The organism is Leclercia adecarboxylata (assembly GCF_035787115.1).
Lineage (GTDB): Bacteria > Pseudomonadota > Gammaproteobacteria > Enterobacterales > Enterobacteriaceae > Enterobacter > Enterobacter adecarboxylatus_E.
In genome coordinates this window covers 1,066,214-1,091,578 of the sequence record NZ_JALKTL010000001.1, presented here as the reverse complement: position 1 = coordinate 1,091,578, position 25,365 = coordinate 1,066,214, and the positions used below count along the sequence as shown (strand labels likewise).

At 51.7% G+C, this 25,365-nt stretch carries 23 protein-coding genes and 1 other annotated feature; of the genes, 12 read left to right on the top strand and 11 right to left on the bottom strand.

Annotation, left to right across the window (positions count from 1 at the left end; translation table 11 throughout):
- Positions 1 to 93 precede the first annotated feature (93 nt).
- The 6 genes from MXM41_RS05285 to ugd all read left to right on the top strand — a co-directional run bounded on the left by MXM41_RS05285 (position 94) and on the right by ugd (position 9,329).
- Positions 94 to 1,218: a glycosyltransferase family 4 protein gene (locus MXM41_RS05285; RefSeq protein WP_325930345.1), complete on the top strand. Its 1,125-nt coding sequence runs from the start codon at positions 94 to 96 to the stop codon at positions 1,216 to 1,218.
- 47 nt (positions 1,219 to 1,265) lie between these two features.
- Positions 1,266 to 2,372, top strand: coding sequence for a glycosyltransferase (locus MXM41_RS05280; protein ID WP_325930344.1), 1,107 nt, complete (start codon positions 1,266 to 1,268; stop codon positions 2,370 to 2,372).
- A 1-nt stretch (position 2,373) separates the two neighbouring features.
- Positions 2,374 to 3,795, top strand: a complete 1,422-nt coding sequence (locus MXM41_RS05275) for a mannose-1-phosphate guanylyltransferase/mannose-6-phosphate isomerase (protein ID WP_325930343.1) — start codon at positions 2,374 to 2,376, stop codon at positions 3,793 to 3,795.
- Positions 3,795 to 5,222 (top strand): phosphomannomutase, encoded by a 1,428-nt coding sequence (locus MXM41_RS05270; RefSeq protein ID WP_325930341.1) that lies wholly within the window; start codon positions 3,795 to 3,797, stop codon positions 5,220 to 5,222. The genes MXM41_RS05275 and MXM41_RS05270 overlap by 1 nt, the downstream gene beginning before the upstream one ends.
- 1,281 nt (positions 5,223 to 6,503) lie before the next feature.
- Positions 6,504 to 7,910, top strand: coding sequence for an NADP-dependent phosphogluconate dehydrogenase (gndA, locus tag MXM41_RS05265; protein WP_325930339.1), 1,407 nt, complete (start codon positions 6,504 to 6,506; stop codon positions 7,908 to 7,910).
- Between the two features lie 252 nt (positions 7,911 to 8,162).
- The gene (ugd, locus tag MXM41_RS05260) at positions 8,163 to 9,329 is read left to right on the top strand and encodes a UDP-glucose 6-dehydrogenase (protein ID WP_325930338.1); all 1,167 of its coding nucleotides are present in this window, start codon (positions 8,163 to 8,165) and stop codon (positions 9,327 to 9,329) included.
- 46 nt (positions 9,330 to 9,375) lie between these two features.
- Here the strand turns inward: ugd and MXM41_RS05255 are convergent, their stop codons facing one another.
- Positions 9,376 to 10,380 (bottom strand): NAD-dependent epimerase, encoded by a 1,005-nt coding sequence (locus MXM41_RS05255; RefSeq protein WP_325930337.1) that lies wholly within the window; start codon positions 10,378 to 10,380, stop codon positions 9,376 to 9,378.
- Positions 10,381 to 10,574: 194 nt separating this feature from the next.
- On the opposite strand from MXM41_RS05255, the gene wzzB reads away from it, so the two are divergent.
- Positions 10,575 to 11,555 (top strand): LPS O-antigen chain length determinant protein WzzB, encoded by a 981-nt coding sequence (gene wzzB, locus MXM41_RS05250; protein ID WP_325930336.1) that lies wholly within the window; start codon positions 10,575 to 10,577, stop codon positions 11,553 to 11,555.
- A gap of 43 nt (positions 11,556 to 11,598) precedes the next feature.
- On the opposite strand, the gene hisIE is transcribed toward wzzB, so the two are convergent.
- The 9 genes from hisIE to hisL all read right to left on the bottom strand — a co-directional run bounded on the left by hisIE (position 11,599) and on the right by hisL (position 18,815).
- On the bottom strand, positions 11,599 to 12,210 hold the full coding sequence (gene hisIE / locus MXM41_RS05245; protein ID WP_325930335.1) for a bifunctional phosphoribosyl-AMP cyclohydrolase/phosphoribosyl-ATP diphosphatase HisIE: 612 nt from the start codon (positions 12,208 to 12,210) through the stop codon (positions 11,599 to 11,601).
- Complete coding sequence (gene hisF, locus MXM41_RS05240; RefSeq protein ID WP_325930334.1) at positions 12,204 to 12,980, bottom strand: imidazole glycerol phosphate synthase subunit HisF; 777 nt, start codon at positions 12,978 to 12,980, stop codon at positions 12,204 to 12,206. Before hisF ends, hisIE begins: the two co-directional genes overlap by 7 nt.
- Positions 12,962 to 13,699 carry a 1-(5-phosphoribosyl)-5-[(5-phosphoribosylamino)methylideneamino]imidazole-4-carboxamide isomerase gene (hisA, locus tag MXM41_RS05235; RefSeq protein ID WP_325930333.1) on the bottom strand — a complete coding sequence of 246 codons (738 nt, stop codon included), beginning with the start codon at positions 13,697 to 13,699 and terminating at the stop codon, positions 12,962 to 12,964. Before hisA ends, hisF begins: the two co-directional genes overlap by 19 nt.
- A complete protein-coding gene (gene hisH, locus MXM41_RS05230) occupies positions 13,699 to 14,289 on the bottom strand; it encodes an imidazole glycerol phosphate synthase subunit HisH (protein ID WP_138369973.1) in 591 nt (196 codons plus the stop codon). Before hisH ends, hisA begins: the two co-directional genes overlap by 1 nt.
- Positions 14,289 to 15,356, bottom strand: a complete 1,068-nt coding sequence (hisB, locus tag MXM41_RS05225; protein WP_325930330.1) for a bifunctional histidinol-phosphatase/imidazoleglycerol-phosphate dehydratase HisB — start codon at positions 15,354 to 15,356, stop codon at positions 14,289 to 14,291. Before hisB ends, hisH begins: the two co-directional genes overlap by 1 nt.
- A complete protein-coding gene (gene hisC / locus MXM41_RS05220; protein WP_325930329.1) occupies positions 15,353 to 16,414 on the bottom strand; it encodes a histidinol-phosphate transaminase in 1,062 nt (353 codons plus the stop codon). Before hisC ends, hisB begins: the two co-directional genes overlap by 4 nt.
- A complete protein-coding gene (gene hisD / locus MXM41_RS05215; protein WP_325930327.1) occupies positions 16,411 to 17,715 on the bottom strand; it encodes a histidinol dehydrogenase in 1,305 nt (434 codons plus the stop codon). The genes hisC and hisD overlap by 4 nt, the downstream gene beginning before the upstream one ends.
- A 5-nt stretch (positions 17,716 to 17,720) precedes the next feature.
- Positions 17,721 to 18,620 (bottom strand): ATP phosphoribosyltransferase, encoded by a 900-nt coding sequence (hisG, locus tag MXM41_RS05210; protein WP_325930326.1) that lies wholly within the window; start codon positions 18,618 to 18,620, stop codon positions 17,721 to 17,723.
- A gap of 45 nt (positions 18,621 to 18,665) precedes the next feature.
- Positions 18,666 to 18,789, bottom strand: a sequence feature (His leader region).
- Entirely contained in the window at positions 18,765 to 18,815 is a 51-nt protein-coding gene (hisL, locus tag MXM41_RS05205) for a his operon leader peptide (RefSeq protein WP_089078950.1), read from the bottom strand. Its footprint overlaps the feature before it by 25 nt.
- A 173-nt stretch (positions 18,816 to 18,988) precedes the next feature.
- Here hisL and MXM41_RS05200 point away from each other — a divergent pair, with 173 nt between their 5' ends.
- From MXM41_RS05200 to MXM41_RS05190, 4 genes are all read left to right on the top strand, one after another.
- Positions 18,989 to 19,813 carry an SDR family oxidoreductase gene (locus MXM41_RS05200; RefSeq protein ID WP_325930325.1) on the top strand — a complete coding sequence of 275 codons (825 nt, stop codon included), beginning with the start codon at positions 18,989 to 18,991 and terminating at the stop codon, positions 19,811 to 19,813.
- Between the two features lie 40 nt (positions 19,814 to 19,853).
- The gene (locus MXM41_RS05195) at positions 19,854 to 20,783 is read left to right on the top strand and encodes a LysR substrate-binding domain-containing protein (protein WP_325930323.1); all 930 of its coding nucleotides are present in this window, start codon (positions 19,854 to 19,856) and stop codon (positions 20,781 to 20,783) included.
- A 218-nt stretch (positions 20,784 to 21,001) separates the two neighbouring features.
- A complete protein-coding gene (gene yoeI / locus MXM41_RS22805; RefSeq protein ID WP_138370007.1) occupies positions 21,002 to 21,064 on the top strand; it encodes a membrane protein YoeI in 63 nt (20 codons plus the stop codon).
- On the top strand, positions 21,054 to 22,412 hold the full coding sequence (locus MXM41_RS05190; protein WP_325930322.1) for an APC family permease: 1,359 nt from the start codon (positions 21,054 to 21,056) through the stop codon (positions 22,410 to 22,412). The genes yoeI and MXM41_RS05190 overlap by 11 nt, the downstream gene beginning before the upstream one ends.
- Positions 22,413 to 22,497: 85 nt before the next feature.
- Here the strand turns inward: MXM41_RS05190 and sbcB are convergent, their stop codons facing one another.
- Positions 22,498 to 23,934 (bottom strand): exodeoxyribonuclease I, encoded by a 1,437-nt coding sequence (sbcB, locus tag MXM41_RS05185; RefSeq protein ID WP_418936771.1) that lies wholly within the window; start codon positions 23,932 to 23,934, stop codon positions 22,498 to 22,500.
- Between the two features lie 198 nt (positions 23,935 to 24,132).
- Between sbcB and dacD the strand changes: the two genes are divergently transcribed.
- The gene (gene dacD / locus MXM41_RS05180; RefSeq protein ID WP_325930321.1) at positions 24,133 to 25,299 is read left to right on the top strand and encodes a serine-type D-Ala-D-Ala carboxypeptidase DacD; all 1,167 of its coding nucleotides are present in this window, start codon (positions 24,133 to 24,135) and stop codon (positions 25,297 to 25,299) included.
- Positions 25,300 to 25,365: the final 66 nt, after the last annotated feature.

Genomic DNA, 25,365 nt, shown 5'->3' with positions numbered 1-25,365 from the left:
TAACGATGAAAGGTAACGCTGGCTTTACGCATACCTCAAAGCGAGCTTTAACATTGAATTTAATTAATTATAGCCATTACCGGGTAAATGATAATGCGAAAAATGCTTTATATATCAATGTCTCTGGAAAGTTCCAACTATGGTGGTAGTATAGTTTCCAGAGCAAACTTAAAGGCATTAAAGGCCAACGAAAGCCTGCAGATTAAAGAGATCGCGATAGTCAGGAAAAAAGAACATACCTATGCTTGGGAGTTACTGGCTAAAACCTCAAAAATTCATACAGCCATAAACAATTTATGTGGTTTCGCGGGTAGGCTAAATGCTGAAATTTTCAACAAAATTAAAGCCATTATTCAAGAATATCAGCCGACTATGCTATATCTTGATTCAAGCCTATTGGGAAGCGTAGCGGAGTGGTGTAAAAAGAGAAATCCGGCCATCAAAGTTGTAACCTTTTTCCATAATGCTGAAGTTGATTTTGAAAAAGATCGCCTTAAGAGTGGTAAAATCCATTATTTACCATCGTTTTTTTCAACAACCGTAGCAGAAAAAAAAGCAGTTAAGAACAGTGATCTATTGATAGCCCTGCACCAGGCCGATTCGGACCGGCTTTTTAAGCTCTACCAAAGGAAAGCAGACTACTGCGTCCCAGTTTGCATAGTAGATGAGCCCATCGCGGATAATGTGCTTTACGGAACTGATCTCGCGCAGACCAGGCCTTTCATAGTTGGCTTTATCGGCACAGCTTTTTATGCGAATACTAAAGCTGCGGAATATATCTCCCGACATATTGCCCCCGCATTTGCTGAGGATAGTCAAGTACAATTTGTTATCGCCGGTAACGGATTCGAGAATTACGCAGCAAAATTAGGCAAGCCCAATCTCGTCATCAGCGGCTATGTGGATTCGCTGGAAGATTTTTATAAAAATGTTGATGTAATTTTATCACCCATATCCATTGGTGGGGGCATGAAAGTTAAAGTTGCTGAAGCACTTAAATATAATAAAAAAATCATCGCTTCAACTTTTACTCTGATTGGCTACGAACAGGCACTGACAAGTCCTGATATTGTCAGTTGTAACAGTGAAAAGGAGTACATTACAGCCATTAGACAGGCCAGAAACACACGGATTAACGTTTCATCAACAAGAAAATTGTTTAAGAAATATTACTCTGATCATGCATGCGCAGAGTATTTTAAAAAAATATTTAACTAACAACTGTTTAATGAAAATTTGAATTTTATTTTTACAAAGAGGTCTATGTGCGTATTCTCGAAGTAAGTAAGCTGTATCCTCCATTCTGGGGGGGGATCGAGACGGTCGTTTATGACATATCAACAGTACTGAACCAGGAAGGCTACGATGTTGATGTATTATGCGTATCGGAAAAAAACAACTCTTCAAAAGAAGTTCTTGATAACGTAAATGTTTATCGGTGCGCCAACCTCGTCCATCTGGCAAGCACTTATATTTCTTTTGAATTTATCAAGTTCTGGCAAAAAATAAGAAATAACTATGATGTTATTCATATTCATTTACCTAATCCTCTCGCGCTACTTGCTTTTTTATTATTTAGACCGCGTAAAGATAGTAAAGTTATTGTTCATTGGCATAGTGATATCGTAAAGCAAAAATATCTTAAAATTCCATTTATCCCGTTGCAGAACTATCTACTCTCACGCTGCTATAAAATCATTGCAACCAGCCACGTATATGCTGAAGCTTCGGAGGATCTTCAGAAATATCTCAATAAGATTGAAGTTATCCCGATCGGTATCGATGAGGAAAAGATGGTTGCTACACCAGAGGCTGTCGCGCATATAAAACAACGTTATGCCGGAAAATTTATCATTTTCTCACTAGGTCGTCATGTTTACTATAAAGGCTTTGAATATCTTATCGAAGCTGCAAGATATCTCGATGAAAATCATATTATTCTACTTGGCGGTCAGGGTGAGTTAACCCAGGAATTAGAAGCGAAGATCAACGAGTATAAACTCCAAGACCGGGTAAAAATGCTGGGACGCGTTTCCGCTATGGAGTTGCCAGCCTACTTTAATGCAGCGGATGTGTTCTGCCTTCCTTCTGTCGAGCGCTCTGAAGCCTATGGTGTAGTGCAACTTGAGGCGATGGCTTGCGGTACGCCAGTTGTCTCTACTGATATCCCGGGCTCCGGTGTCGCATGGGTCAACAAACATAACGTGACGGGATTAGTCGTGCCGGTAAAAAACGCACAGGCATTAGCAGCAAGTTTTAATTATTTGCGTGAGCACCCAATTAATAGAAGTCAGATACAAGAGTATTTTAAACAGCATTATACTAGGTCCAAAATGGTTGATTATCTCATCAAGGTTGTAGAGGGAGCTTAATATGAAAATATTACCGGTTATTATGGCAGGCGGTTCCGGAACACGCCTCTGGCCGCTTTCGCGCTCTCTGTACCCAAAACAATTTTTATCATTAGTAGAAGATGCTTCTTTACTACAGGCTACTCTGCTACGGCTTAATAGCTTGGAGTGCAGTATCCCGTTAATTATTAGCAATAATGAGCATCGCTTTATCGTTGCTGAACAGCTACGCCAGGCGGGAATTAACGACTTTGACATCATTCTCGAGCCTGTCGGCCGCAACACGGCTCCGGCTATTGCCCTTGCAGCACTACATGCATTAAAAGATGGTGACAATCCCATTATGCTGGTGCTTGCTGCTGATCACGTCATCCAGAATGTCGATGCGTTTTGTAGCAGTGTAATCACGGCGCAGACTCAGGCGGCGGAAGGTAAAATGGTCACCTTTGGCATCGTGCCCTCAAGGGCTGAAACCGGCTACGGCTACATTCGCCAGGGCGAGGCAGTAGATGAGTTTGTCTACAAAGTTGATAAATTTGTTGAAAAACCTGACCAGACCACCGCAGAATCCTATATACGTGACGGGCACTACCTTTGGAACAGCGGGATGTTCATGTTCAAAGCCAGCGTCTATCTGGCAGAGCTGGAAAAATTTCGGCCCGACATCCTTAACGCCTGTAGGCTTGCGATGGCGGATGCATGCATCGATCTTGATTTTATCCGACTTCAGGAAGCAGTTTTTGCAGCTTGTCCGGATGACTCGGTTGACTATGCCGTAATGGAAAAGACCATCCACAGCGTCGTTGTGCCAATGGATGCACAGTGGTGCGACGTTGGCTCCTGGAGCTCGTTATGGGACATCTCTACCAAGGATGACAATGGCAACGTTACTCACGGCGATGTCATCTATCACAACAGCAATAATAATTATGTTTATGCTGAAAGCTCGCTGGTGACCACAATTGGCGCTGACGATCTGGTAATTGTACAAACGAAAGACGCGCTGCTAATTGCTAAACAGGATCAGGTTCAGGATATCAAAAAGGTTGTTGATGTCCTTAAGCGTGAAAACCGCAGCGAGCATATCTCTCACCGCGAAGAGTATCGCCCTTGGGGACGTTATGACTCGGTCGATCAGGGCGGCCGCTACCAAGTCAAACGTATCACCGTTAAGCCAGGGGAGCGCCTCTCCACCCAAATGCATTATCACCGCGCAGAGCATTGGGTGGTTGTTGCCGGGACTGCTAAGGTCACGCGGGGCGATGACGTTTTCCTGGTTTCTGAAAATGAATCAATGTTTATTCCAGTTGGTGTCGTACATACGCTGGAGAACCCTGGCAAGGTGCCGTTAGAAGTGATTGAAATCCAGTCGGGTACTTATCTTGGTAGTGATGATATTGTACGCTTCGATGATAAGTATGGTCGTATTAAGGACAATAAATAATGTTAAATTCCAAACATATAATCGATAGCAGTAATATTGCGTTTGGAACCAGTGGCGCACGAGGACTGGTCGTCGATTTTAAACCCGAAGTCTGTGCCGCATTTGCTCACGCTTTTATTGATGTTATGGCGGAAGATTTTACATTTGATACCGTCGCGTTATCCATTGATAACCGCCCGAGCAGTTATGCTATGGCCCAGGCGTGCGCTCAGGCCATCATCGCTAAAGGATTTAAGGTGGTTTACTACGGTGTGATCCCAACGCCTGCGCTTGCTAACCAGTCTTTGCAAGACGAAATTCCTGCCATTATGGTTACCGGCAGCCATATCCCATTCGATCGTAACGGGCTAAAATTTTACCGTCCTGATGGTGAGATCACCAAAGCTGATGAGCTCAGCATTTTGCAGCGCGAGTCTGCTTTTAGCATCGTCCTACCATTGCCTGAATTGACGGCGTCGTCATTGGCCGCCGATAACTACATGGCGCGCTATACCTCTCTGTTTGCTGCCGATATGCTGGCGGGCAAGCGCATCGGTGTTTACGAGCACTCCAGTGCTGGACGCGAGCTGTATGCCAAAATGCTGACCCAACTCGGGGCTGAAGTGATTAGCATTGGCCGAAGCGATGAGTTTGTGCCTATCGATACCGAAGCAGTCGCAGAAGAAGATAAAGTAAAAGCCTTGAAATGGGCAAGCGGGCTTAAACTCGATGCTATCTTCTCAACTGATGGCGATGGGGATCGTCCGCTTGTGGCTGATGAACAGGGCGAATGGTTGCGAGGCGATATCCTGGGCCTGCTTTGTGCAAAGGCGCTGCGTATTGAAGCCCTGGCTGTTCCGGTCAGCTGTAATACCGCAATTGCAAAATCCGGCCTGTTTAAGCATGTCGAGCTAACAAAAATTGGTTCACCCTATGTCATTGCTGCTTTTGCCGGGTTAAGCGCCGATTACGCGCGTATCGCCGGGTTTGAAGCTAACGGGGGTTTTTTACTCGGTAGCGATATTACCTTTGGCAATAATGCGATTACCGCACTGCCTACTCGCGATGCCGTGTTGCCCTTCCTGATGCTCTTATCTAGCGCCGTAACCGCAAAGGTTCCAATGTCGCATCTGTTACAGGACCTGCCGCAGCGATTTACCCACTCAGACCGTATCCAGAACTTCTCCACGACGCTGAGTAAACAAATTATTGCTGATGCCCAGCAGGCTCCGGACATTTTTATGCATTCTATTGGTTTTAGCTTAAGCATCAAAAGTGTTGATACCACTGATGGCCTGCGAATCACCTTCAGTGATGATGCGGTGATCCATCTGCGTCCATCGGGTAATGCCCCTGAGCTGCGCTGCTATGCTGAAAGCAGTAGTGCGCCCGCCGCAGCGAGGCTGGTTGAACATACGCTTACCCAACTGAAAAAGTTTTCCGAGTAGTATTTATTATTAATTTGTATGAAAGGAAAGGGCAACATACTATGTTGCCCTATTTTTAATCGGCTCAGGTTGATGAAAAATATATGATTGCTAAAAGAATGCAGGGAATTTAGGTATCACGAGTCTTTGCTATATTTATGGTGATTTTAATTCATTCAACGCCGAAATATATAAATGGTGCGGAGATGAACGTAGCTGAACTGATATTACAGTTAGTGTCACGCGCAGGATTTATCTGCTTTTTTATCATTAGTGATTTTTTGCAATTAATTAAAAAATTGTTAGCTTGAAAAAATATTATTATAATGGGTTATACCTTTCTTGATCTATGCCTATATTCATTATTTTATGTTGCACTTTAATTTTTGCTGGGATGATTATGCTCTTTCAACTTTATTTTCATTGACCACCGTAACTTATTTCTTGCATGCGGTCATTATCGGACCCGCTTTTCATGGTTCAATGTTTGTTTCACTTCACTTCTGGTTTTTTACTGGATTTTGGGGGCCATTACGGTTGCGCCCTTTGTAGGCTACGTTATTCAGCGCCTTGAGCCAGGCGTCAGACTCAAGGCCATCGCTTTCTTACTCTGCATTAGCTGGTATCAGCTCTATATCAAACGCTACTTCCCGGACGCCTACATCATTACCTTGCCCTCTATTTCAGATGGCTGGTTCATCTATTTTCTCATCGGTGGACTTCTTAATGGCTTGGATCTTACTAAATACAAGGAGTATGCCTACGGGCTCTGTATTACAGGTTACGCGCTAACGCTGCTTTTGACCTGGTTCAATTTAAAAGTCGCGGGTAATAACCAGGCACCGTACGGTATCGACATTAATGTGGTACTTTGCGCCTGCAGTTTTTTTATACTTTTCCAAACTCTACGTAAGGGTCCGTTAACACGATAGATTGTAAAAGCATCAGGGCACACTTATGGTATCTATTTAACGCATGTGTTTATGATGTATTTTGTCAGTGGCTTCACCAAAAAAGGCCACCAACAGCGATTTCATTAACTCCGTATTCACGGCGGTGATGGCTTTTATACTCGCGCTGATCTTTTCCTTTATTATTGATAATGTTTTTCTTTTAAGGTTGTTAAAAAAATTAAAGTTTGGGTAGACTTCATGATTGTATTTAATATCATCAGTTTTGAAGTTCCTTTTTACAAAGTAAACGCAGGCTGATGCTATTCAAAAGCGCCTAAGATAGGTTAACATCATAACAACATTTATCTGCGTTATGTTTCGCAGTGACCACACCTGACAGGAGTATGTAATGTCCAAACAACAGATCGGCGTCGTCGGTATGGCAGTGATGGGGCGCAACCTGGCGCTGAACATCGAAAGCCGTGGTTATACCGTCTCCGTTTTCAACCGCTCCCGTGATAAAACCGAAGAAGTGATTGCCGAGAACCCAGGCAAAAAGCTCGTTCCTTTCTATACGGTTCAGGAATTCGTTGAATCTCTGGAAACGCCTCGTCGCATCCTGTTAATGGTGAAAGCTGGCGCTGGCACCGATGCTGCTATCGACTCCCTGAAGCCGTATCTGGAAAAAGGCGACATTATCATTGATGGCGGCAACACCTTCTTCCACGACACCATTCGTCGTAATCGTGAACTTTCAGCTGAAGGCTTTAACTTCATCGGGACCGGCGTATCCGGCGGCGAAGAGGGTGCGCTGAAGGGCCCATCTATCATGCCTGGCGGCCAGAAAGACGCTTACGAGCTGGTTGCGCCAATCCTGACTAAGATCGCGGCCGTTGCGGAAGACGGTGAGCCGTGCGTGACCTATATTGGTCCGGACGGTGCGGGGCACTATGTGAAGATGGTTCACAACGGTATTGAATACGGTGATATGCAGCTGATCGCAGAAGCCTATTCCCTGCTGAAAGGCGGCCTGAACCTGACTAACGAAGAGCTTGCGCAGACCTTCACCGACTGGAACAACGGCGAGCTGAGTAGCTACCTGATCGACATCACCAAAGACATCTTCACTAAGAAAGACGAAGACGGCAAATATCTGGTTGATGTGATTCTCGATGAAGCGGCGAACAAAGGCACCGGTAAATGGACCAGCCAGAGCTCCCTGGATCTGGGTGAACCACTTTCACTGATTACTGAATCCGTCTTCGCACGTTATATCTCTTCCCTGAAAGAGCAGCGTGTTGCAGCATCTAAAGTGCTGACCGGCCCGCAGCCTAAACTAGCAGGTGATAAAGCTGAATTCATCGAGAAAGTACGTCGTGCGTTGTACCTGGGCAAAATCGTCTCTTACGCGCAGGGCTTCTCTCAGCTGCGTGCCGCATCTGACGAAAACAACTGGGATCTGAACTACGGCGAAATCGCGAAAATCTTCCGTGCTGGCTGCATCATTCGCGCCCAGTTCCTGCAGAAAATTACCGATGCCTATGCTGAAAATGCGGACATCGCTAACCTGCTGCTGGCGCCATATTTCAAGCAGATCGCCGATGATTACCAGCAGGCGCTGCGTGACGTCGTGGCTTATGCGGTGCAGAACGGTATTCCGGTTCCAACCTTCTCTGCTGCAGTTGCTTATTACGACAGCTACCGTGCTGCCGTGCTGCCTGCCAACCTGATCCAGGCACAGCGCGACTACTTCGGTGCGCACACCTATAAGCGTACTGATAAAGAAGGTGTGTTCCACACTGAATGGCTGGATTAATCTGATTTAACTCAGTTACGTAGATAAGCCCGGTGAATATCACCGGGCTTTTTTTATGCGTAATCCCCTACATTGCCTCGCCTGATTCATCCGACAGGCTAGGGTGTAGCATAAACCACTATATTTATGCCTATCTGCAGCCAGCCATTCGCCTTGACATCAACTTAGTATACGAGGTAAAAACCCCAAAAGTTGCTTATTGTGGTGGAGCGGTCGTCGCTCCCGGACACTTAATCTAAAGAAGTCAAATCAATGAAAATAACAATTTCCGGAACAGGTTATGTGGGTCTCTCTAACGGGATCCTGATTGCACAGCACCACGAAGTGGTCGCACTGGATATCGTGCAGGCCAAGGTTGATATGCTTAACCAGAAGATCTCCCCAATTGTAGATAAAGAGATCCAGGATTACCTGACCAACAGGCCGTTGAACTTCCGGGCCACTACGGACAAAGTTGATGCCTACAGCGGAGCGGATTTTGTCATCATTGCTACCCCAACTGACTATGATCCGAAAACCAATTACTTCAATACTTCCAGTGTTGAAGCGGTGATCAAAGACGTGACGGCGATTAACCCAGATGCCGTAATGATAATCAAATCAACCATCCCTGTTGGCTTTACTCAGTCAATCAAAGAAGAGCTGGGTATCGATAATGTCATTTTCTCACCAGAATTTTTGCGTGAGGGCAGGGCATTGTACGATAACCTGCACCCGTCCCGTATTGTCATTGGTGAGCGTTCAGAGCGTGCGGAACGTTTCGCTGCGCTGTTGCAGGAAGGCGCAATCAAACAGAACATTGATGTATTGTTCACCGACTCGACAGAAGCCGAAGCCATTAAGCTTTTTGCTAACACCTATCTGGCCATGCGTGTGGCCTACTTTAACGAGTTGGACAGCTATGCAGAGAGCCTGGGATTAAACACCCGTCAGATCATTGAAGGCGTCTGCCTCGATCCGCGTATCGGCAACCACTACAATAACCCATCCTTCGGCTACGGTGGCTATTGCCTGCCGAAAGACACCAAGCAGCTGCTGGCTAACTATCAGTCCGTACCGAACAACTTAATTTCTGCGATTGTGGATGCCAACCGCACGCGTAAGGACTTTATCTCCGACTCTATTCTGGCACGTCAGCCCAAAGTGGTGGGCGTGTACCGTCTGATCATGAAGAGCGGATCGGATAACTTCCGCGCATCCTCGATCCAGGGGATTATGAAGCGTATTAAGGCGAAGGGCGTCCAGGTCATTATTTATGAACCTGTGATGAAAGAGGATGAATTCTTCCATTCACGCGTGATTCGCGACCTGGATGCCTTTAAGAAAGAAGCGGACGTAATTATCTCTAACCGCATGGCAGAAGAGCTTTCTGACGTGGCAGATAAGGTCTATACCCGCGATCTGTTTGGTAACGACTGATAATCCGCTACCAGAAAAGAGCCCGGCGAGAGTGCCGGGCTTTTTATTAAACCTTGTAGAAGTCGCGATACCACTCAACGAAGTTTTTAACGCCTTCTTTAACCGAGGTCTGCGGCTTAAAGCCAATAACTTCATACAGCGCCGTGGTATCCGCGCTGGTCTCCAGTACATCACCCGGTTGAATCGGCATCATATTTTTGTCAGCTTCAATACCTAACGCCTCTTCCAGCGCCGTAATGTAGTCCATCAGCTCAACGGGTGAGCTGTTACCGATGTTATAGACACGATACGGCGCAGAGCTGGTCGCCGGAGAGCCTGCCTCCACCGTCCACTCGCTGTCTGCTTGCGGGATCACATCCTGCAGACGAACAATCGCCTCGGCAATATCATCGATGTAGGTGAAGTCACGCTTCATCTTACCGAAGTTATAGACATCAATGCTCTTGCCTTCCACCATAGCTTTGGTGAACTTAAACAGCGCCATATCCGGTCGACCCCACGGACCGTATACGGTAAAGAAACGCAGTCCGGTAGTTGGCAGCCCGTAAAGGTGGGAGTAGGTGTGCGACATTAGCTCGTTGGCTTTTTTGGTCGCAGCGTAGAGCGATACCGGGTGGTCAACGGAATCATCAGTTGAGAAAGGCATTTTACGGTTCAGGCCATAGACTGAACTTGATGAAGCGTACAGCAAGTGCTGTACCTTATTATGTCGACAGCCTTCCAGTACGTTCAGATGACCTACCAGGTTGGCTTCAGCGTAAGCGTGTGGATTGTCCAGGGAGTAGCGCACGCCTGCCTGCGCGGCGAGATGAATGACGCGATCGAATTTTTCATCAGCGAACAGGGTGGCCATACCTTCGCGGTCAGCCAGATCCAGCTTATGGAAGCTAAAGTTCGCGGATGTCAAAAGATCAAGACGCGCCTGCTTCAGGTTCACATCATAATAGTCATTAAGGTTGTCGATACCCACAACCTGATGCCCGGCATCCAGAAGCCGCTTGCTGACATGTGCGCCGATAAAGCCTGCTGCGCCAGTGACCAGAAATTTCATAACTGTCCTCATCTGTTACTTATCATGTCCGGTGCGTTAAGCCCCGGATTTGGAGTATGATAGCGCGATGCGCAGGGTTACCAAACATCATATTTTCGATATGCCTCATCGGATTCCTATAGATAATCTGAAAACAATCGATAAACTATATCCCAGACTTTATACTTTGCGCTTATTTGCATTCTAAGGACTATATGACTCACAACAACAATAACGTGGTCACGCGAAGCAGTGACCCTGAGCAGATTGATTTGATTGATCTATTAATGCAACTGTGGCGCGGAAAATGGGTCATTGCTGCGTTTGTCGCCATCGCATTGATTCTGGCTGGCGTGTACCTGGCTTTTGCTAAAGAGAAGTGGACTTCTACAGCGATCATCACCGAGCCTGATGCAGCCCAGATTGGGGGTTATAGTAACGCGCTGAATATTCTGTATGGTACTAATGCGCCAAAATTAACGGATATTCAGGAAAGTGTAATTACTCGCTACAATGCCTCTTTCTCTGCATTATCTCAGACACTGGAAAACCAGGTTAATGCTGAAAAACTAACCATTGAGCCTACAGTTAAAGGCCAAAACTTTCCGTTAAGTATCAAATACGTGAATGGTTCAGCCGAGTCTGCACAAAAACAGGTGGCGCAATATATTCAGCAGGTTGATGAGCAGATTCAAAAAGAGCTTGAAGTTGACCTCAACGATAACATTAAACAGCAGGTTGCTACCCTGAAAGATGTGCTGAGTAATCAGGAGACGATTGCTCAGGAGCAAAAAGACCTACGAATCAGACAGATTAACGAAGCGTTAAAGTACGCCGAGGCGGCAAACATCACCACGCCTAAAATTCAGCAGACTCAGGATGTGACACAGGAAACGATGTTCCTGTTAGGAACTGAAGCGCTGCAATCCATGGTCGCACGTGAATCATCGCGTCCACTGTCATTGTCAGATAGTTACTATCAAAATAAACAAAAATTACTTGATATTCAGAAACTGAAAATCGATCCGAGCACTATCCATGCCTATCGCTATGTGATGAAACCAGATCTGCCCATTCGTCGTGATAGTCCGAAACGTTCGATTGTACTGGTCCTTGCCGTACTGCTCGGCGGGATTATCGGCTCTGCTGTGGTTTTAGGCCGCAACGCGCTGCGCAACTACAACGCCAGAGCCTGATACAGATTCAAAAGCTAAAAAAAACCGGGTTTCCCCGGTTTTTTTATTTGTGCCGCTGACGCAGATTTTCAATCACCGTAGTTAAATCTAAGTCCTGATCCTGGAGCAGCACCAGCAGGTGATACATCAGATCAGAGGCTTCGTTCGTCAGCTCGGCCCGGTCGTTAACGGTAGCGGCCAGAGCCGTCTCGACGCCTTCTTCACCCACTTTCTGCGCGATGCGCTTGGTGCCGCTGGCATAGAGCTTCGCGGTATAGGAGCTTTGCGGGTCGGCCGTTTTGCGTTCAGCCAGCAGTTGCTCCAGCTGATAGAGGAACAGCCATTGATGGCTGGCGTCGCCAAAGCAGCTGCTGGAGCCCAGATGGCAGGTAGGCCCGATTGGGTTAACCAGTACCAGCAGGGTGTCGTTATCGCAATCCGGGGTGATACTGACAACATTCAGAAAATGACCGGAGGTTTCGCCTTTGGTCCACAGACGCTGTTTGGTACGTGAGAAGAAGGTCACTTTGCCGCTGTCGAGGGTTTTCGCCAGCGCATCCTGATTCATATACCCCAGCATCAGCACTTCGCCGGATACCGCGTGCTGCACCACCACCGGCATCAGGCCGTCGGTTTTTTCCCAGTCCAGCTGCGCACGTTGTTGCTCTGTTAACATACCCTAATCTCCACGCCCTGATTCGCCAGGAACGTTTTTAACTCACCAATATTGATAATCTGCTTGTGGAACACCGAGGCCGCCAGCGCACCGTCAACGTCGGCATCGCGGAAGGCTTCCAGGAAGTGCTCCATCGTGCCTGCGCCACCCGAAGCAATCAGCGGGACATGGCAGACGGCACGCACTTTTTTCAATTGCGCCAGGTCATAGCCGTTACGCACGCCGTCCTGGTTCATCATATTGAGAACGATCTCTCCCGCGCCACGCTTTTGCACCTCCTGCACCCAGTCCAGCGTCTCCCACTGGGTAACGCGGGTGCGGCTCTCATCGCCGGTGTACTGGTTAACGTGGTATTTGCCGGTGGCGTCATCAAACCAGGTATCGATCCCCACCACGATGCACTGCACGCCAAACCGATCGGCCAGGCGGGTAATCAGCTCCGGGTCTGCCAGGGCAGGGGAGTTAATGGAAATCTTATCGGCGCCGAAGGAGAGAATTTTTGCCGCGTCGTCCGCCGATTTAATCCCGCCCGCCACGCAGAAAGGAATATCAATCACTTCCGCCACGCGCGCCACCCAGCTTTTATCCACTACGCGCCCATCGCTGGAGGCGGTAATATCATAAAAGACCAGCTCGTCAGCCCCTTCTTCCGCGTAGCGTTTTGCCAGGGGAACGATATCGCCGATGACTTCGTGGTTGCGGAACTGCACGCCTTTCACGACCTGACCATCACGCACGTCGAGACAAGGAATTATCCGTTTTGCCAGCATTGAATCGCCTCCGTCACAGTAAATTTTTCTTCCAGCAGGGCGCGACCCACGATAACCCCACGAACACCGGTACCGCGCAGGGCCGCGATATCGTTCAAATCCCCAATGCCGCCTGACGACTGGAACGCCACCTGCGGATAACGGGCGCAAACCTCTTCGTACAGCGACACGTTGGAGCCCGCCAGGGTGCCGTCCCGGGAGATATCGGTGCACAGGACATGCTTCAGACCGAAAGGCAGATAAGTATCGACCAGCGCCTCCAGCGTCACGCCGGAGTTCTCCTGCCAGCCGCTGACCGCAACCTGTCTTTGCCCCTGTTCATCAATACGCACGTCCAGCGCCAGGACCAGCGCGTCGGCGCCGAAACGTCTGAACCAGCCTTTTACCGTTTCAGGATCTTTTACCGCCGTGGAGCCCACGACCACGCGCGCCACGCCAGCGTCGAGCAGCGCCGCCACGTCCTCTTCGGTGCGCACGCCACCGCCAACCTGAACCGGGACGTTCACGCCCGCGACCAGTTTTTTCAGCAACGGGATCTGGCGTCTGGCCGGATCTTTCGCCCCGGTGAGATCGACCAGGTGCAGCACCTCGGCGCCCTGAGCGGCATAATCCTGCAGCCTGGGTAGCGGATCCTTACCATAGTCGCGCTGCTGGCCATAATCGCCCTGGTGCAGACGGACAACCGTGCCGTCGATTAAATCTAAAGCGGGAATAATCATTACATCTCCAGGAAGTTTTTCAGCAGCTGCGCGCCTGCGGCACCGGAACGCTCCGGGTGGAACTGCACGCCGTAGAAGTTATCTTTTTGCACAGCGGCGGTGAAGGGCTCGCCGTAGTGGCACTGGGCAATCGTGTGAGCGTTAACCGGCATTGCGTAGCTGTGTACAAAATAGAAGTACGCCCCGTCCTCAATACCGCGGAACAGGCGATCGCCCGCTTTTGGGTAAACCCGGTTCCAGCCCATGTGCGGCAGAGGCAAACCGTGATCGGTCATCTTAGGCACGTCTTCATCAATAATGCCCAGCAGATCCACGCCGTTGGACTCTTCACTGCGACGGCCCAGCAGCTGCATGCCCAGACAAATGCCCAGCACCGGCTGGGTACAGGCTTTAATCAGCTCGACCAGCTCACGCTGGTGGATCTGATCCATCGCCGCCTGGGCCGTACCCACGCCAGGTAAAAAGAGTTTGCTGGCGCGCAGCACCACATCCGGATCGCGGCTGACCAGCGGGTCGTAGCCGTGGCGGGCAATGGCGGATTTTACCGAGTTCAGGTTGGCGCAACCGGTATCAAGGATCACCACGTTCATCACAGCACTCCTTTCGACGACGGCAGCGTATCGCCTTCCACGCGAATGGCCTGGCGCAGGGTACGGCCAAAGGCCTTAAACAGGCTCTCCACCCGGTGGTGATCGTTTTTACCTTTGGTTTTCAGGTGCAGCGTCAGGCCCATGGCGTAGGAGAGGGAGCGGAAGAAGTGCTCAACCATCTCGGTGCTCAGGTCGCCTACGCGTTGATAGGTAAAGTCGGCTTTATACTCCAGGTGCGGACGTCCAGAGATATCCAGCGCACAGCGGGCCAGGCACTCATCCATCGGCAGCACAAAGCCAAAACGGTTGATGCCGCGCTTATCGCCCAGCGCCAGCTTCAGCGCCTCGCCCAGCGCCAGGCCGGTATCTTCTACGGTGTGGTGATCGTCAATGTAGAGATCGCCTTTTACGCCAATCTCCATGCGGAACCCGCCGTGGGTGGCGATCTGATCCAGCATATGATCGAAAAAGCCCACGCCGGTGTGGATCTTGCTGCCGCCTTCGCGATCCAGCCACACCTTAACGTCGATCTGCGTCTCTTTGGTATTGCGCTCAACGTGGGAGAAGCGGTCGCGTTTAGTCAGCTGCTCGCCAATCATCGCCCAGTTGAGGGTGTCAGGGTGATAGCGCAGGCCCGTGATACCCATGTTGGTGGCCAGCTCGATGTCGGTAGCGCGATCGCCAATCACGTAGCTGTTGGCTGTATCCAGCGCCGCTTCGGCGAGATACTGCTCAACCAGCTTCACTTTTGGTTTGCGGCAATCGCAGTTGTCAGCGGGTAAGTGCGGGCAGATTAGCACTTCATCAAAGGCGACGCCCTGTGAGGTCAGGATCTGCATCATCAGATCGTGCGGGCCGTCGAAATCAGCCTGCGGGAAGCTGTCGGTGCCAAGGCCGTCCTGGTTGGTGATCATCACCAGCTTAAAACCGGCTTTCTGCAGCTTAAGCAGTACCGGAATGACGTCGGCCTCAAACGCCAGCTTGTCAAAACGATCGACCTGAAAATCTGTAGGTGGTTCTGAAATGATAGTGCCGTCACGATCGATAAAGAGGTACTTCTGGCTCATACTTTCTCCGCATTCAGGGCGTCGATAACGCGCTGGCTCTCTTCACGGGTGCCTACGGAAATGCGTAAGCAACCACTCAAAGAGGGTTGTTTGTTCTGGTCTCTAAGGATAATGCCCTGATCCCACAAAGATTTAAATACTGCACTTGAGGCGGTGAAACGCGCCAGAATATAGTTAGTTTCCGAATCGAAAACCTGTTCAACACAGAGGATGTTTTTCAGCGCGCTGACCAGATACTCGCGCTCGGCAACAATCTGCGCCACACGGTTGCGCATGGCGGTAATGCCCGCTGGCGTGAGCGCCTGGGCGGCGATATCGGCCACCGGCGTCGAGAGCGGATAAGGCGCAATCACCTTCATCAGCAGGTCAATCACCGCTTTATTCGCCAGCGTAAACCCACAGCGCAGCCCGGCCAGGGCAAAGGCTTTTGACAGGGTACGCAGGATCACCAGGTGCGGATACTCTGCCAGCCAACCGGCCAGCGTCGCCTGCGGGCAGAACTCGATATAAGCTTCATCGGCGACCACCAGGGCTTTACCGCGGGTCATCTCCAGAAGGGAGCGAATATCCTGCGGGTTAATCAGCTGGCCGGTGGGGTTGTTCGGACTGCAGACAAACACCACTTTCACATCGTCGAGATTATCGGCAATGCCCTGTAAATCGAGCTGCCAGTTTTCCAGAGAAGGCACCTTACGCAGCTCAACGTTGAACGTTTCGGCGCTCACGGTGTACATCCCGTAGGTTGGCGGGCAGTAGAGCACCGCGTCTTTGCCCGGCTCGCAGAAGGCACGGATCAGCAGTTCGATACCTTCATCCGCGCCGCGGCTCACCAGCACCTGCTCCGGTTGCACACCAGCATAGGCCGCGTAGTTCTCGATTACCGCCTTCGGCTGACACTCCGGATAGCGGTTCAGCGTCTGCTGGGTCAGCTCAAAGACGACAGGCGTCGGAAATTCATTAGCATTCAGCCAGACATCGCCATTGCCCCCAAGGCGGCGGGCAGACTGATACGGGGTCAGGGCGCGAACGTTCTCGCGGGCTAACTCTTCAATGTTCATGCTTGCTCCTTCAGGGCGGCAACGCGCAGCGTCACGGCATTTTTGTGGGCGGTCAGACGTTCGGCGGCGGCCAGGGTTTCAATGGTCGCAGCAAGGCTGGCAAAGCCCTCGCGGGAGAGCTCCTGCACGGTCATGCGCTTCTGGAAATCCGCCAGCCCCAGGCTGGAGCAGGTGGCGGTATAACCGTAAGTAGGCAGCACGTGATTGGTCCCGGAGGCGTAATCCCCGGCGGATTCCGGGGACCAGTCGCCAAGAAACACTGAACCGGCGCTGGTGATGTTGGCGACCAGTTCACGGGCGTTGCGGGTCTGAATGATCAGGTGCTCCGGGCCATACAGGTTAGAGATGGCGATACACTGGTCCAGATCCCGGGCGACAATCAGGCGGCTGGCAGAGAGCGCCTGGCGGGCCGTATCTGCCCGGGGCAGATCCGCCAGTTGACGCTCAACGGCTTCACCCACCAGTTTTGCCATATCCGCATCCGGCGTCAGCAGAATCACCTGTGAATCCGGGCCGTGTTCGGCCTGGGAGAGCAAATCCGAGGCCACGAAATCCGGGGTTGCGCCGCTGTCGGCAATGACCAGCACCTCAGACGGACCGGCCGGCATGTCGATGGCCGCCCCGTCCAGCCGCTGGCTGACCTGGCGCTTGGCTTCGGTGACGAAAGCGTTGCCCGGGCCGAAGATTTTATCCACGCGCGGAACGGATTCTGTGCCCAGCGCCAGCGCCGCAATGGCCTGCGCCCCACCAACGTTGAAAATCTCCTGCACGCCGCACAGCTGCGCGGCATACAGAATTTCATCGGCAATCGGTGGCGGTGAGCAGAGCACCACCTTGCGGCAACCAGCGATACGGGCAGGCGTTGCCAGCATCAGCACGGTAGAGAAGAGCGGAGCGGATCCACCTGGAATATACAGGCCCACCGAGTCGACCGGACGAGTTACCTGCTGGCAGCGCACGCCAGGCAGCGTTTCCACGTCGACCTCAGTCAGCTTTTGCGCGGTGTGAAATCTGTCAATGTTCTGCACCGCGACGGCCATCGCCTGTTTGAGTTCGTCGCTCAGACGCGCTGCGGCTGCGGTAATCTCCGGCTCGCTCACCTTCAGCGCGGCGACGTCGGTTTTATCAAACTTAGCGCTGTACTCCCGCAGGGCGTCGTCGCCGCGGGTTTTGACATTGTCCAGGATCTCCGCCACGGTGCGGGTGATGCTTTCCGAGGCAGAGATGGCCGGGCGCATCAACAGCGCGCGCTGCTGTTCTGCGTTGCAGGTATTCCAGTCGATCACGGTGTTAAAGGTCATGGTTGTTACTCCATCATCTTCTCAATCGGCAACACCAGGATAGAGCTGGCGCCCAGCGCTTTCAGTTTTTCCATGGTTTCCCAGAACAGGGTTTCGCTGCTGACCATATGCATCGCCACGCGCTGCTGATCGCCAGCCAGCGGCAAAATGGTTGGGCGCTCGGCACCTGGCAACAGGGCAATCACTTCATCCAGGCGTTCGGTTGGGGCGTGCATCATGATGTACTTGGATTCGCGCGCCTGGATCACGCCCTGGATACGGGTCAGCAGACGGTCAATCAGCTGTTGCTTGGCGACCGGCATTTCGCCATCGCGCTGGATCAGACAGGCTTTGGAGCGGTAGATCACTTCCACTTCGCGCAGGCCGTTCGCTTCGAGCGTGGCACCTGTGGAGACCAGATCGCAGATCGCGTCAGCCAGACCGGCACGTGGCGCCACTTCAACAGAACCATTCAGCAGACAGGATTTAAACTGCACGCCCTTCTGATCGAGATAACGCTTCAGCAGGTGAGGGTAGGAGGTAGCAATTCGCTTGCCGTTCAGCCCGGCCGGGCCGTCCCACGCTTCATCAGCCGGAGTCGCAAGCGACAGGCGGCAGCCGCCAAAGTCCAGACGGCGCAGGGTGAAGTAACGCGGGTCTTCGCCCTGCGCTCGGCGGGTCAGCAGCTCTTCTTCCAGCACGTTTTCGCCGATGATGCCCAAATCCACGACGCCATCCATTACCAGGCCCGGAATATCATCGTCACGCACGCGCAGAATATCGATCGGCATATTCTCTGCCAGCGCAATCAGGCGCTGGGTGTGCAAATTGATTTTTATGCCGCAGCGCGCCAGCAGTTCGCGGGAATCATCGCTAAGACGGCCTGATTTCTGCATAGCTATGCGTAAACGTGAATTATCTAACATTGTCGGTTCCTCGTGATCCTGTTGTAACTTGCCTGAATACGGTCCAAAAAAAAGCCCCCGGAAGATGATCTTCCGGGGGCTTTTTCTCGCGTTCATGCACCACTGGAAGATCTAACTGTCTTCCAGCACACATCGCCTGAAAGACTAGTCAGGATGATGGTGATGATGGTGGTGTTTAAATTGAACGCGTTTCATAAAATTCTCGATGAATGCTTATTCATATGATGTCGTTTAACCTAAACCACATACGCTACATAAAGCAAGGCCTTTTTTTTATCATTAAATGATTTCATATTAGCGCGATCAATTGTCAGTTCAGCGTGGCTGGCGTAGCCTTACATCAGAGGCGTATAAGTCAGGAGAAACGCATGAAAAAGGTCGCAATTGTCGGTCTGGGATGGCTTGGAATGCCGCTGGCCATGTCTTTACAGGCCCGGGGCTGGCACGTTACCGGCAGTAAAACCACCGCAGACGGCGTCGAGGCGGCGCGGATGTGCGGTATTGAGAGCGTTGAGTTGCGCCTGGAGCCGGAGCTGGTGTGCGACGCCGACGATCTGGACAGCCTGATGAATGTGGATGCGCTGGTATTAACGCTGCCGGCGCGTCGCACCGGTCCGGGTGAAACCTATTATCTGCAGGCGGTGCAGGAAATTGTCGACAGCGCGCTGGCACATCATATTCCCCGCATTATTTTCACCAGCTCAACCTCGGTATATGGCGACGTCGAAGGCACCGTGAAAGAGAATATGCCGCGCCAGCCCGTTACAGCCAGCGGGCGTGTATTAAAAGATCTGGAAGACTGGCTGCATAATTTACCCGGCACGCAGGTGGATATATTACGCCTCGCGGGGCTGGTGGGGCCAGGGCGTCATCCGGGGCGCTTTTTTGCCGGAAAATCAGCCCCTGACGGACAGCATGGCGTCAATCTGGTGCATCTGGAAGATGTTATTGGCGCGATTACTCTGCTATTACAGGCCCCGAAGGGCGGGCACATCTATAATATATGTGCGCCCTCTCATCCAACACGCAGTACATTCTACCCGGTGATGGCGCGTCAGCTTGGCCTGGCGCCACCGCACTTTCACGATGCCCCCGGAGAGGGGAAGGGCAAATTGATTGATGGGAACCGCATCTGTCATGAACTGGGATTTGAGTATCTCTTTCCCGATCCGCTGGTTATGCCAATGGAGTAACGCCGCTGGCGGAGCGTAAGCGCACCACAAGGGGGTGAGCATGAAACCGCTGCTGGATGTCCTTATAATCCTTGATGCACTGGAAAAAGAGGGGAGCTTTGCTGCGGCGTCGGCGAAGCTCTTTAAAACACCCTCCGCCCTCAGTTACACCGTTCACAAGCTTGAAAGCGACCTTAACATCCAGATCCTTGACCGTACGGGTCACCGGGCGCGATTTACCCGCACCGGTAAAATGCTGCTGGAAAAAGGACGTGAAGTACTGCATTCGGTGCGTGAGCTGGAAAAGCAGGCCGTCAAACTGCATCAGGGCTGGGAAAATGAGCTGATCATCGGCGTCGACGACACATTTCCCTTTTCACTGCTGGCTCCCCTGATTGAAGATTTCTATCAGCGACACAGCGTTACCCGGCTTAAGTTTATTAACGGCGTGCTGGCGGGTTCATGGGAGGCGCTGGTGCAGGGGCGAGCGGATATTGTCGTTGGCGCACTGCATGAACCCCCCCAGCTCAGCGAATTTGGATTTGCCTGTCTGGGGCGACTCGAACAGGTCTTTGTCATTGCACCGCACCATCCTTTAGCGCAGGAGCCAGAGCCGGTTAACCGTCGGGTCATTAAAAGCTACCGTGCGATTGTGGTGGGCGATAATTCCGTGCCAGGCTGCACTGCCTCATCCCAACTGCTCGAGGATCAGGAGGCCATTACCGTCTTCGATTTTAAAACCAAACTGGAGCTGCAAATAAGCGGCTTAGGATGCGGTTATCTGCCGCGTTATTTAGCCCAGCGCTTTATCGAGAGCGGGGCGTTAATTGAGAAGCAGGTGATGGCGCAATCCAGTTATGACTCAGTATGGATAGGCTGGAATGAACGGACTGCTGGCCTCGCCAGTGCATGGTGGCGACAGGAAATTTTAGCAAATAGTGCTATTGCTGCGGTTTATTCACAAAGCGAAGCCGAGAAATCAAGCGATTAGTGTGAATTTTTTGTTTCAGGGGGCCTTTGCACTCTTGCGTTTGCGTCCCAAACCAGGGCAAAATGCGCCGCTGCAAACATATAAATAATCGACGATATAAAAGGCGTCGGTTATTTTTTTTTGCATGTAAGAAAATCATTTAAATCCAAGAGGCCGGGCTTCGTACCGGATAGATATTTACTAAAATCCGACAGTTGTTGTCGCTGAGGAAGAAAGAAATGGGGCAATCATTCGCTTACGTGGCGGTATTCACCGTAAAGGAGAATAACTATGTCGCATAATGCAACTCCAAAAACCTCTCGCGTGGAATTACGTAAAACGCTTACGTTGATTCCGGTTGTTATGATGGGCCTTGCCTATATGCAGCCGATGACGCTGTTTGATACATTCGGTATCGTATCAGGCCTCACTGACGGTCACGTTGCAACGGCGTATGCCTTTGCGCTGGTCGCAATTCTGTTTACTGCGCTGAGCTACGGCAAGCTGGTTCGCCGCTTCCCGTCCGCAGGCTCTGCGTACACCTATGCCCAGAAGTCCATCAGCCCGGCTGTCGGCTTTATGGTGGGCTGGTCATCGCTGCTGGACTACCTGTTCATGCCGATGATCAACATTCTGCTGGCAAAAATCTATTTCGAAGCGCTGGTGCCTTCCGTGCCGTCGTGGATCTTCGTTGTGGCGCTGGTGGCCTTCATGACCATCTCTAACCTGCGCAGCATCAAGACCGTTGCCAACTTCAACACCCTGATCGTTATCCTGCAGATGGGGATTGTGGCGGTGATTGTCGGTCTGATCATCTACGGCGTTTCCCACGGTGAAGGTGCAGGTACGCTGGTAAGCTCACGTCCGTTCTGGTCTGAAGGCGCGCATGTCGTACCGATGATCACCGGTGCGACGATCCTGTGCTTCTCGTTCCTTGGCTTCGACGGCATCTCTTCGCTGTCTGAAGAGACCAAAGACGCCGAGCGTGTGATCCCGCGTGCTATCTTCCTGACGGCGCTGCTTGGCGGTGTCATCTTTATCGGTGCGTCTTACTTCCTGCAGCTGTACTTCCCGGATATCTCTCGTTTCAAAGATCCGGATGCATCACAGCCAGAAATCATGCTGTATGTTGCCGGTAAAACCTTCCAGTGGGGCGTGCTGATCTTCTCCAGCGTCACCGTTCTGGCATCCGGTATGGCTGCGCACGCAGGCGTTTCTCGTCTGATGTACGTAATGGGTCGTGATGGCGTGTTCCCGACTCGTTTCTTCGGTTATGTTCATCCGAAATGGCGTACCCCGGCATGGAACGTGCTGCTGGTCGGCGCGATTGCGCTGCTGGCTATTAACTTTGACCTGGTTACCGCTACCGCCCTGATTAACTTCGGTGCGCTGGTTGCCTTTACCTTCGTTAACCTCTCCGTGATCTCTCAGTTCTGGATCCGTGAGAAGCGCAACAAAACCCTGAAAGACCACTTCAACTATCTGTTGATGCCGGTTTGTGGTGCGCTGACCGTGGGTGCACTGTGGATCAATCTGGAAGAGAGCTCCATGATCCTGGGCCTCATCTGGGGCGGTATCGGCCTGATTTACCTGGCATGCGTGACCAAAAGCTTCCGCAATCCGGTTCCTCAGTACGAAGACGTGGCATAACAATTCCAGGCCCGGCAGGCATAGCATCGCCGGGCAAGCAAAAAAAACCGGAGAACATCGCCTCCGGTTTTTTTATGCCCTGAACCTACACTATCTCCTGCGCATACTGATACAGCGCTTTCAGCAGCGCCTGCTTTTCGGCATTGCCTTCGTACTCACCGAAGAGCATCTCCAGATCCTGGGCGTAAGCCTGTAAATACTCCGGCGTAAAGACGTTGCGGCGATGCTGCAGCCAGCGCTCCTGCTCGGCTTCATCCAGCGTGCCGGGGAAATTACGCGCGCGGTAATTAAACATCAGCTTCCTGATGCGCTCATCCACAAAGGTAATATCCAGTGCGGGCAGGTTACGCGGGTCGGTGCGCAAAACAATATTCATGGCATTGCGGTCTGCATCGCTGAAAAAACCATTATAGAGCTGGGCATCTACGTTCTCTGAGGGAGTGAACGGCTCTGCCTCGGCAAAAATCGCCACCACTTTTTCGCGCACCTGTGGATTTTCCCGCAGCCGTTTCAGATTCGCCAGGCAATGCTGTCTGTCAATCCCCAGCCGCTCGGCATCTTCCGGGCGCAGGGTATTGGCAGGCGCCAGCACTGGACATTTATTAATGTGCACCAGCTTCACCGGCACGGCGGCGTCCTCACCCAGCGTCTCTTTCGGCGTGTAGAGCCGCTCTCTAAGCTGGTCACTGTCGAGCGTCAGCAGGGGAGTCATATCGCCCGCCAGATCCACCATAATCACCGCGTTGCGGTTTTCCGGATGCCAGGCCAGTGGGGCGACCCAGCTGGTATTGCCTCTCCAGGCGCCAAACATCCCGGAGATGTGCATCAGTGGCTTCATCTGCGGCACGTCAATCAGGGTGGTTAATTTTTGCTTGCCGCGATGGCTGAGCAGATACTCAAACAGCTTCGGCTGCCGGGTCTTTACCAGTTTCGCCATCGCAATGGTGGCGTAAACATCCGCCATGGCGTCATGGGCGTTACTGTGTTCAATGCCGTTGGCGCGGGTCAGATGTTCCAGCCGGAAGCTGGGCAGTCCGTCGTCGTTTTCCGGCCAGTTGATCCCCTCCGGGCGCAGCGCGTAGCAGGCGCGCATCACGTCGAGCAGATCCCAGCGCGAGTTGCGGTTTTGCCAGCTCCAGGCGTAAGGGTCGTAGAAGTTACGGTAAAAAATATGGCGGGTCACTTCGTCATCGAAGCGCACATTGTTGTAGCCCACTACGCAGGTGTTGGGCACGGTAAACAGATCGTGAATACGTCGGGCAAACTCCGCCTCATTTACCCCTTTCTCGCGGGCTTCCTGAGGCGTAATACCGGTCACCATCACCGCCCCGGGCTGGGGCAAATAGTCATCGGCCGGTTTGCAATAAAACACTTCCGGTTCGCCAATAATATTGAAATCCGCATCGGTACGGATGGCAGCAAACTGAGCGGGACGATCCAGCGCAGGGCTGGTACCAAAGGTCTCGTAATCGTGGAATAAAAATGTAGGGCGCGCGGCGGAGTCAGACACCAGTAATACCATCCTGTTTTTGAGTGACCTCACTATGGTAAACCATCCGGCCTGGCACGCCGAAGGAAAAGCACCGCCAGCCTGCAAATTTGCGACTCATCCTCCGGGAAAAACATGCGTACTGTCACATTTTTTTGCAATTATTCCAGGTATCCACCTGAAAAGTTCCGTAAAAAGGTCAACGATTTTAAATGACCTGAGGATACTTCGTTGAAACGCCGTCTGTTTATTGCTGTTTCTTTACTCACTTTGAGCATTTCATCCGCGCTGGCTGCCGACCCAATAAACTATGCGCCGCAGCCGCCAGCTATTCAGGCCGGATCCTGGGTACTGATGGACTATACGACGGGGCAAATTTTAACGGCGGGCAACGAACACCAGCAGCGCAATCCGGCCAGCCTGACCAAGCTGATGACGGGCTACGTGGTGGATCGCGCCATCGACAGCCATCGCATCACACCGGACGATATGGTGACCGTAGGTAAGGACGCCTGGGCAAAAGGCAATCCGGTCTTTGACGGCTCCTCACTGATGTTCCTGAAAGCGGGCGAACGGGTCTCGGTGCGCGACCTCAGCCGTGGTCTGATTGTTGATTCCGGCAACGACGCCTGCGTGGCGCTGGCCGACTATGTGGCCGGCGGGCAGCCGCAGTTCGTTAATATGATGAATGATTACGTTAAGAAGCTAAATTTACGCGATACCCATTTTGAAACGGTACATGGCCTGGATGCGCCGGGACAGCACAGCTCCGCCTTCGATCTGGCTGTGCTTTCTCGCGCCATTATTCACGGTGAGCCGGCGTTTTACCACATGTACAGCGAGAAGAGCCTGACCTGGAACGGCATTACCCAGCAGAACCGTAACGGCCTGCTGTGGGATAAATCCCTTAGCGTGGATGGCCTGAAAACCGGGCACACGTCCGGCGCCGGTTTTAACCTTATCGCCTCTGCCGTGGACGGTGAGCGCCGTCTGATTGCTGTCGTCATGGGGGCCGAAAGCCCGAAGGGCCGCGAAGATCAGGCGCGTAAGCTGCTGCACTGGGGCCAGCAGAATTTTGACACCGTGCAGATCCTGCGTAACGGTAAGCAGGTAGGTAATGAGCGCATCTGGTACGGCGATAAAGAGCGTATTTCGTTAGGAACCGATCAGGACTTCTGGCTGGCACTGCCGAAGGCGGAGCTGCCGAACATTAAGGCCAAGTATGTGCTGGATAAGAAAGAGCTGGAAGCACCGATCGCCGCCCATCAGCGGGTAGGGGAGATTGAGCTCTACGATCGCGATAAAGTCGTGGCCCACTGGCCGCTGGTGACGCTGGAAAGCGTGGGTAAAGGCGGGATGTTCTCACGTCTGAGCGACTATTTGCATCATAAGGCGTAATGCATGAAAGAGCAGGCTGGCGACTGTGCGAGCCTGCTCGCATAATAGACAGGTCATCATTGTTAA

Coding starts and splice junctions, on each gene's coding strand:
- hisG (WP_325930326.1), bottom strand. CDS start 18,620: ATGTTAGATAATTCACGTTTACGCATAGCTATGCAGAAATCAGGCCGT.
- MXM41_RS05255 (WP_325930337.1), bottom strand. CDS start 10,380: ATGAAATTTCTGGTCACTGGCGCAGCAGGCTTTATCGGCGCACATGTC.
- MXM41_RS05195 (WP_325930323.1), top strand. CDS start 19,854: ATGAAACCGCTGCTGGATGTCCTTATAATCCTTGATGCACTGGAAAAA.
- hisIE (WP_325930335.1), bottom strand. CDS start 12,210: ATGTTAACAGAGCAACAACGTGCGCAGCTGGACTGGGAAAAAACCGAC.
- MXM41_RS05190 (WP_325930322.1), top strand. CDS start 21,054: ATGTCGCATAATGCAACTCCAAAAACCTCTCGCGTGGAATTACGTAAA.
- sbcB (WP_418936771.1), bottom strand. CDS start 23,934: ATGGTATTACTGGTGTCTGACTCCGCCGCGCGCCCTACATTTTTATTC.
- wzzB (WP_325930336.1), top strand. CDS start 10,575: ATGACTCACAACAACAATAACGTGGTCACGCGAAGCAGTGACCCTGAG.
- hisA (WP_325930333.1), bottom strand. CDS start 13,699: ATGATTATTCCCGCTTTAGATTTAATCGACGGCACGGTTGTCCGTCTG.
- ugd (WP_325930338.1), top strand. CDS start 8,163: ATGAAAATAACAATTTCCGGAACAGGTTATGTGGGTCTCTCTAACGGG.
- hisH (WP_138369973.1), bottom strand. CDS start 14,289: ATGAACGTGGTGATCCTTGATACCGGTTGCGCCAACCTGAACTCGGTA.
- MXM41_RS05285 (WP_325930345.1), top strand. CDS start 94: ATGCGAAAAATGCTTTATATATCAATGTCTCTGGAAAGTTCCAACTAT.
- hisB (WP_325930330.1), bottom strand. CDS start 15,356: ATGAGCCAGAAGTACCTCTTTATCGATCGTGACGGCACTATCATTTCA.
- MXM41_RS05270 (WP_325930341.1), top strand. CDS start 3,795: ATGTTAAATTCCAAACATATAATCGATAGCAGTAATATTGCGTTTGGA.
- gndA (WP_325930339.1), top strand. CDS start 6,504: ATGTCCAAACAACAGATCGGCGTCGTCGGTATGGCAGTGATGGGGCGC.
- MXM41_RS05200 (WP_325930325.1), top strand. CDS start 18,989: ATGAAAAAGGTCGCAATTGTCGGTCTGGGATGGCTTGGAATGCCGCTG.
- MXM41_RS05275 (WP_325930343.1), top strand. CDS start 2,374: ATGAAAATATTACCGGTTATTATGGCAGGCGGTTCCGGAACACGCCTC.
- hisD (WP_325930327.1), bottom strand. CDS start 17,715: ATGACCTTTAACACCGTGATCGACTGGAATACCTGCAACGCAGAACAG.
- hisF (WP_325930334.1), bottom strand. CDS start 12,980: ATGCTGGCAAAACGGATAATTCCTTGTCTCGACGTGCGTGATGGTCAG.
- hisC (WP_325930329.1), bottom strand. CDS start 16,414: ATGAACATTGAAGAGTTAGCCCGCGAGAACGTTCGCGCCCTGACCCCG.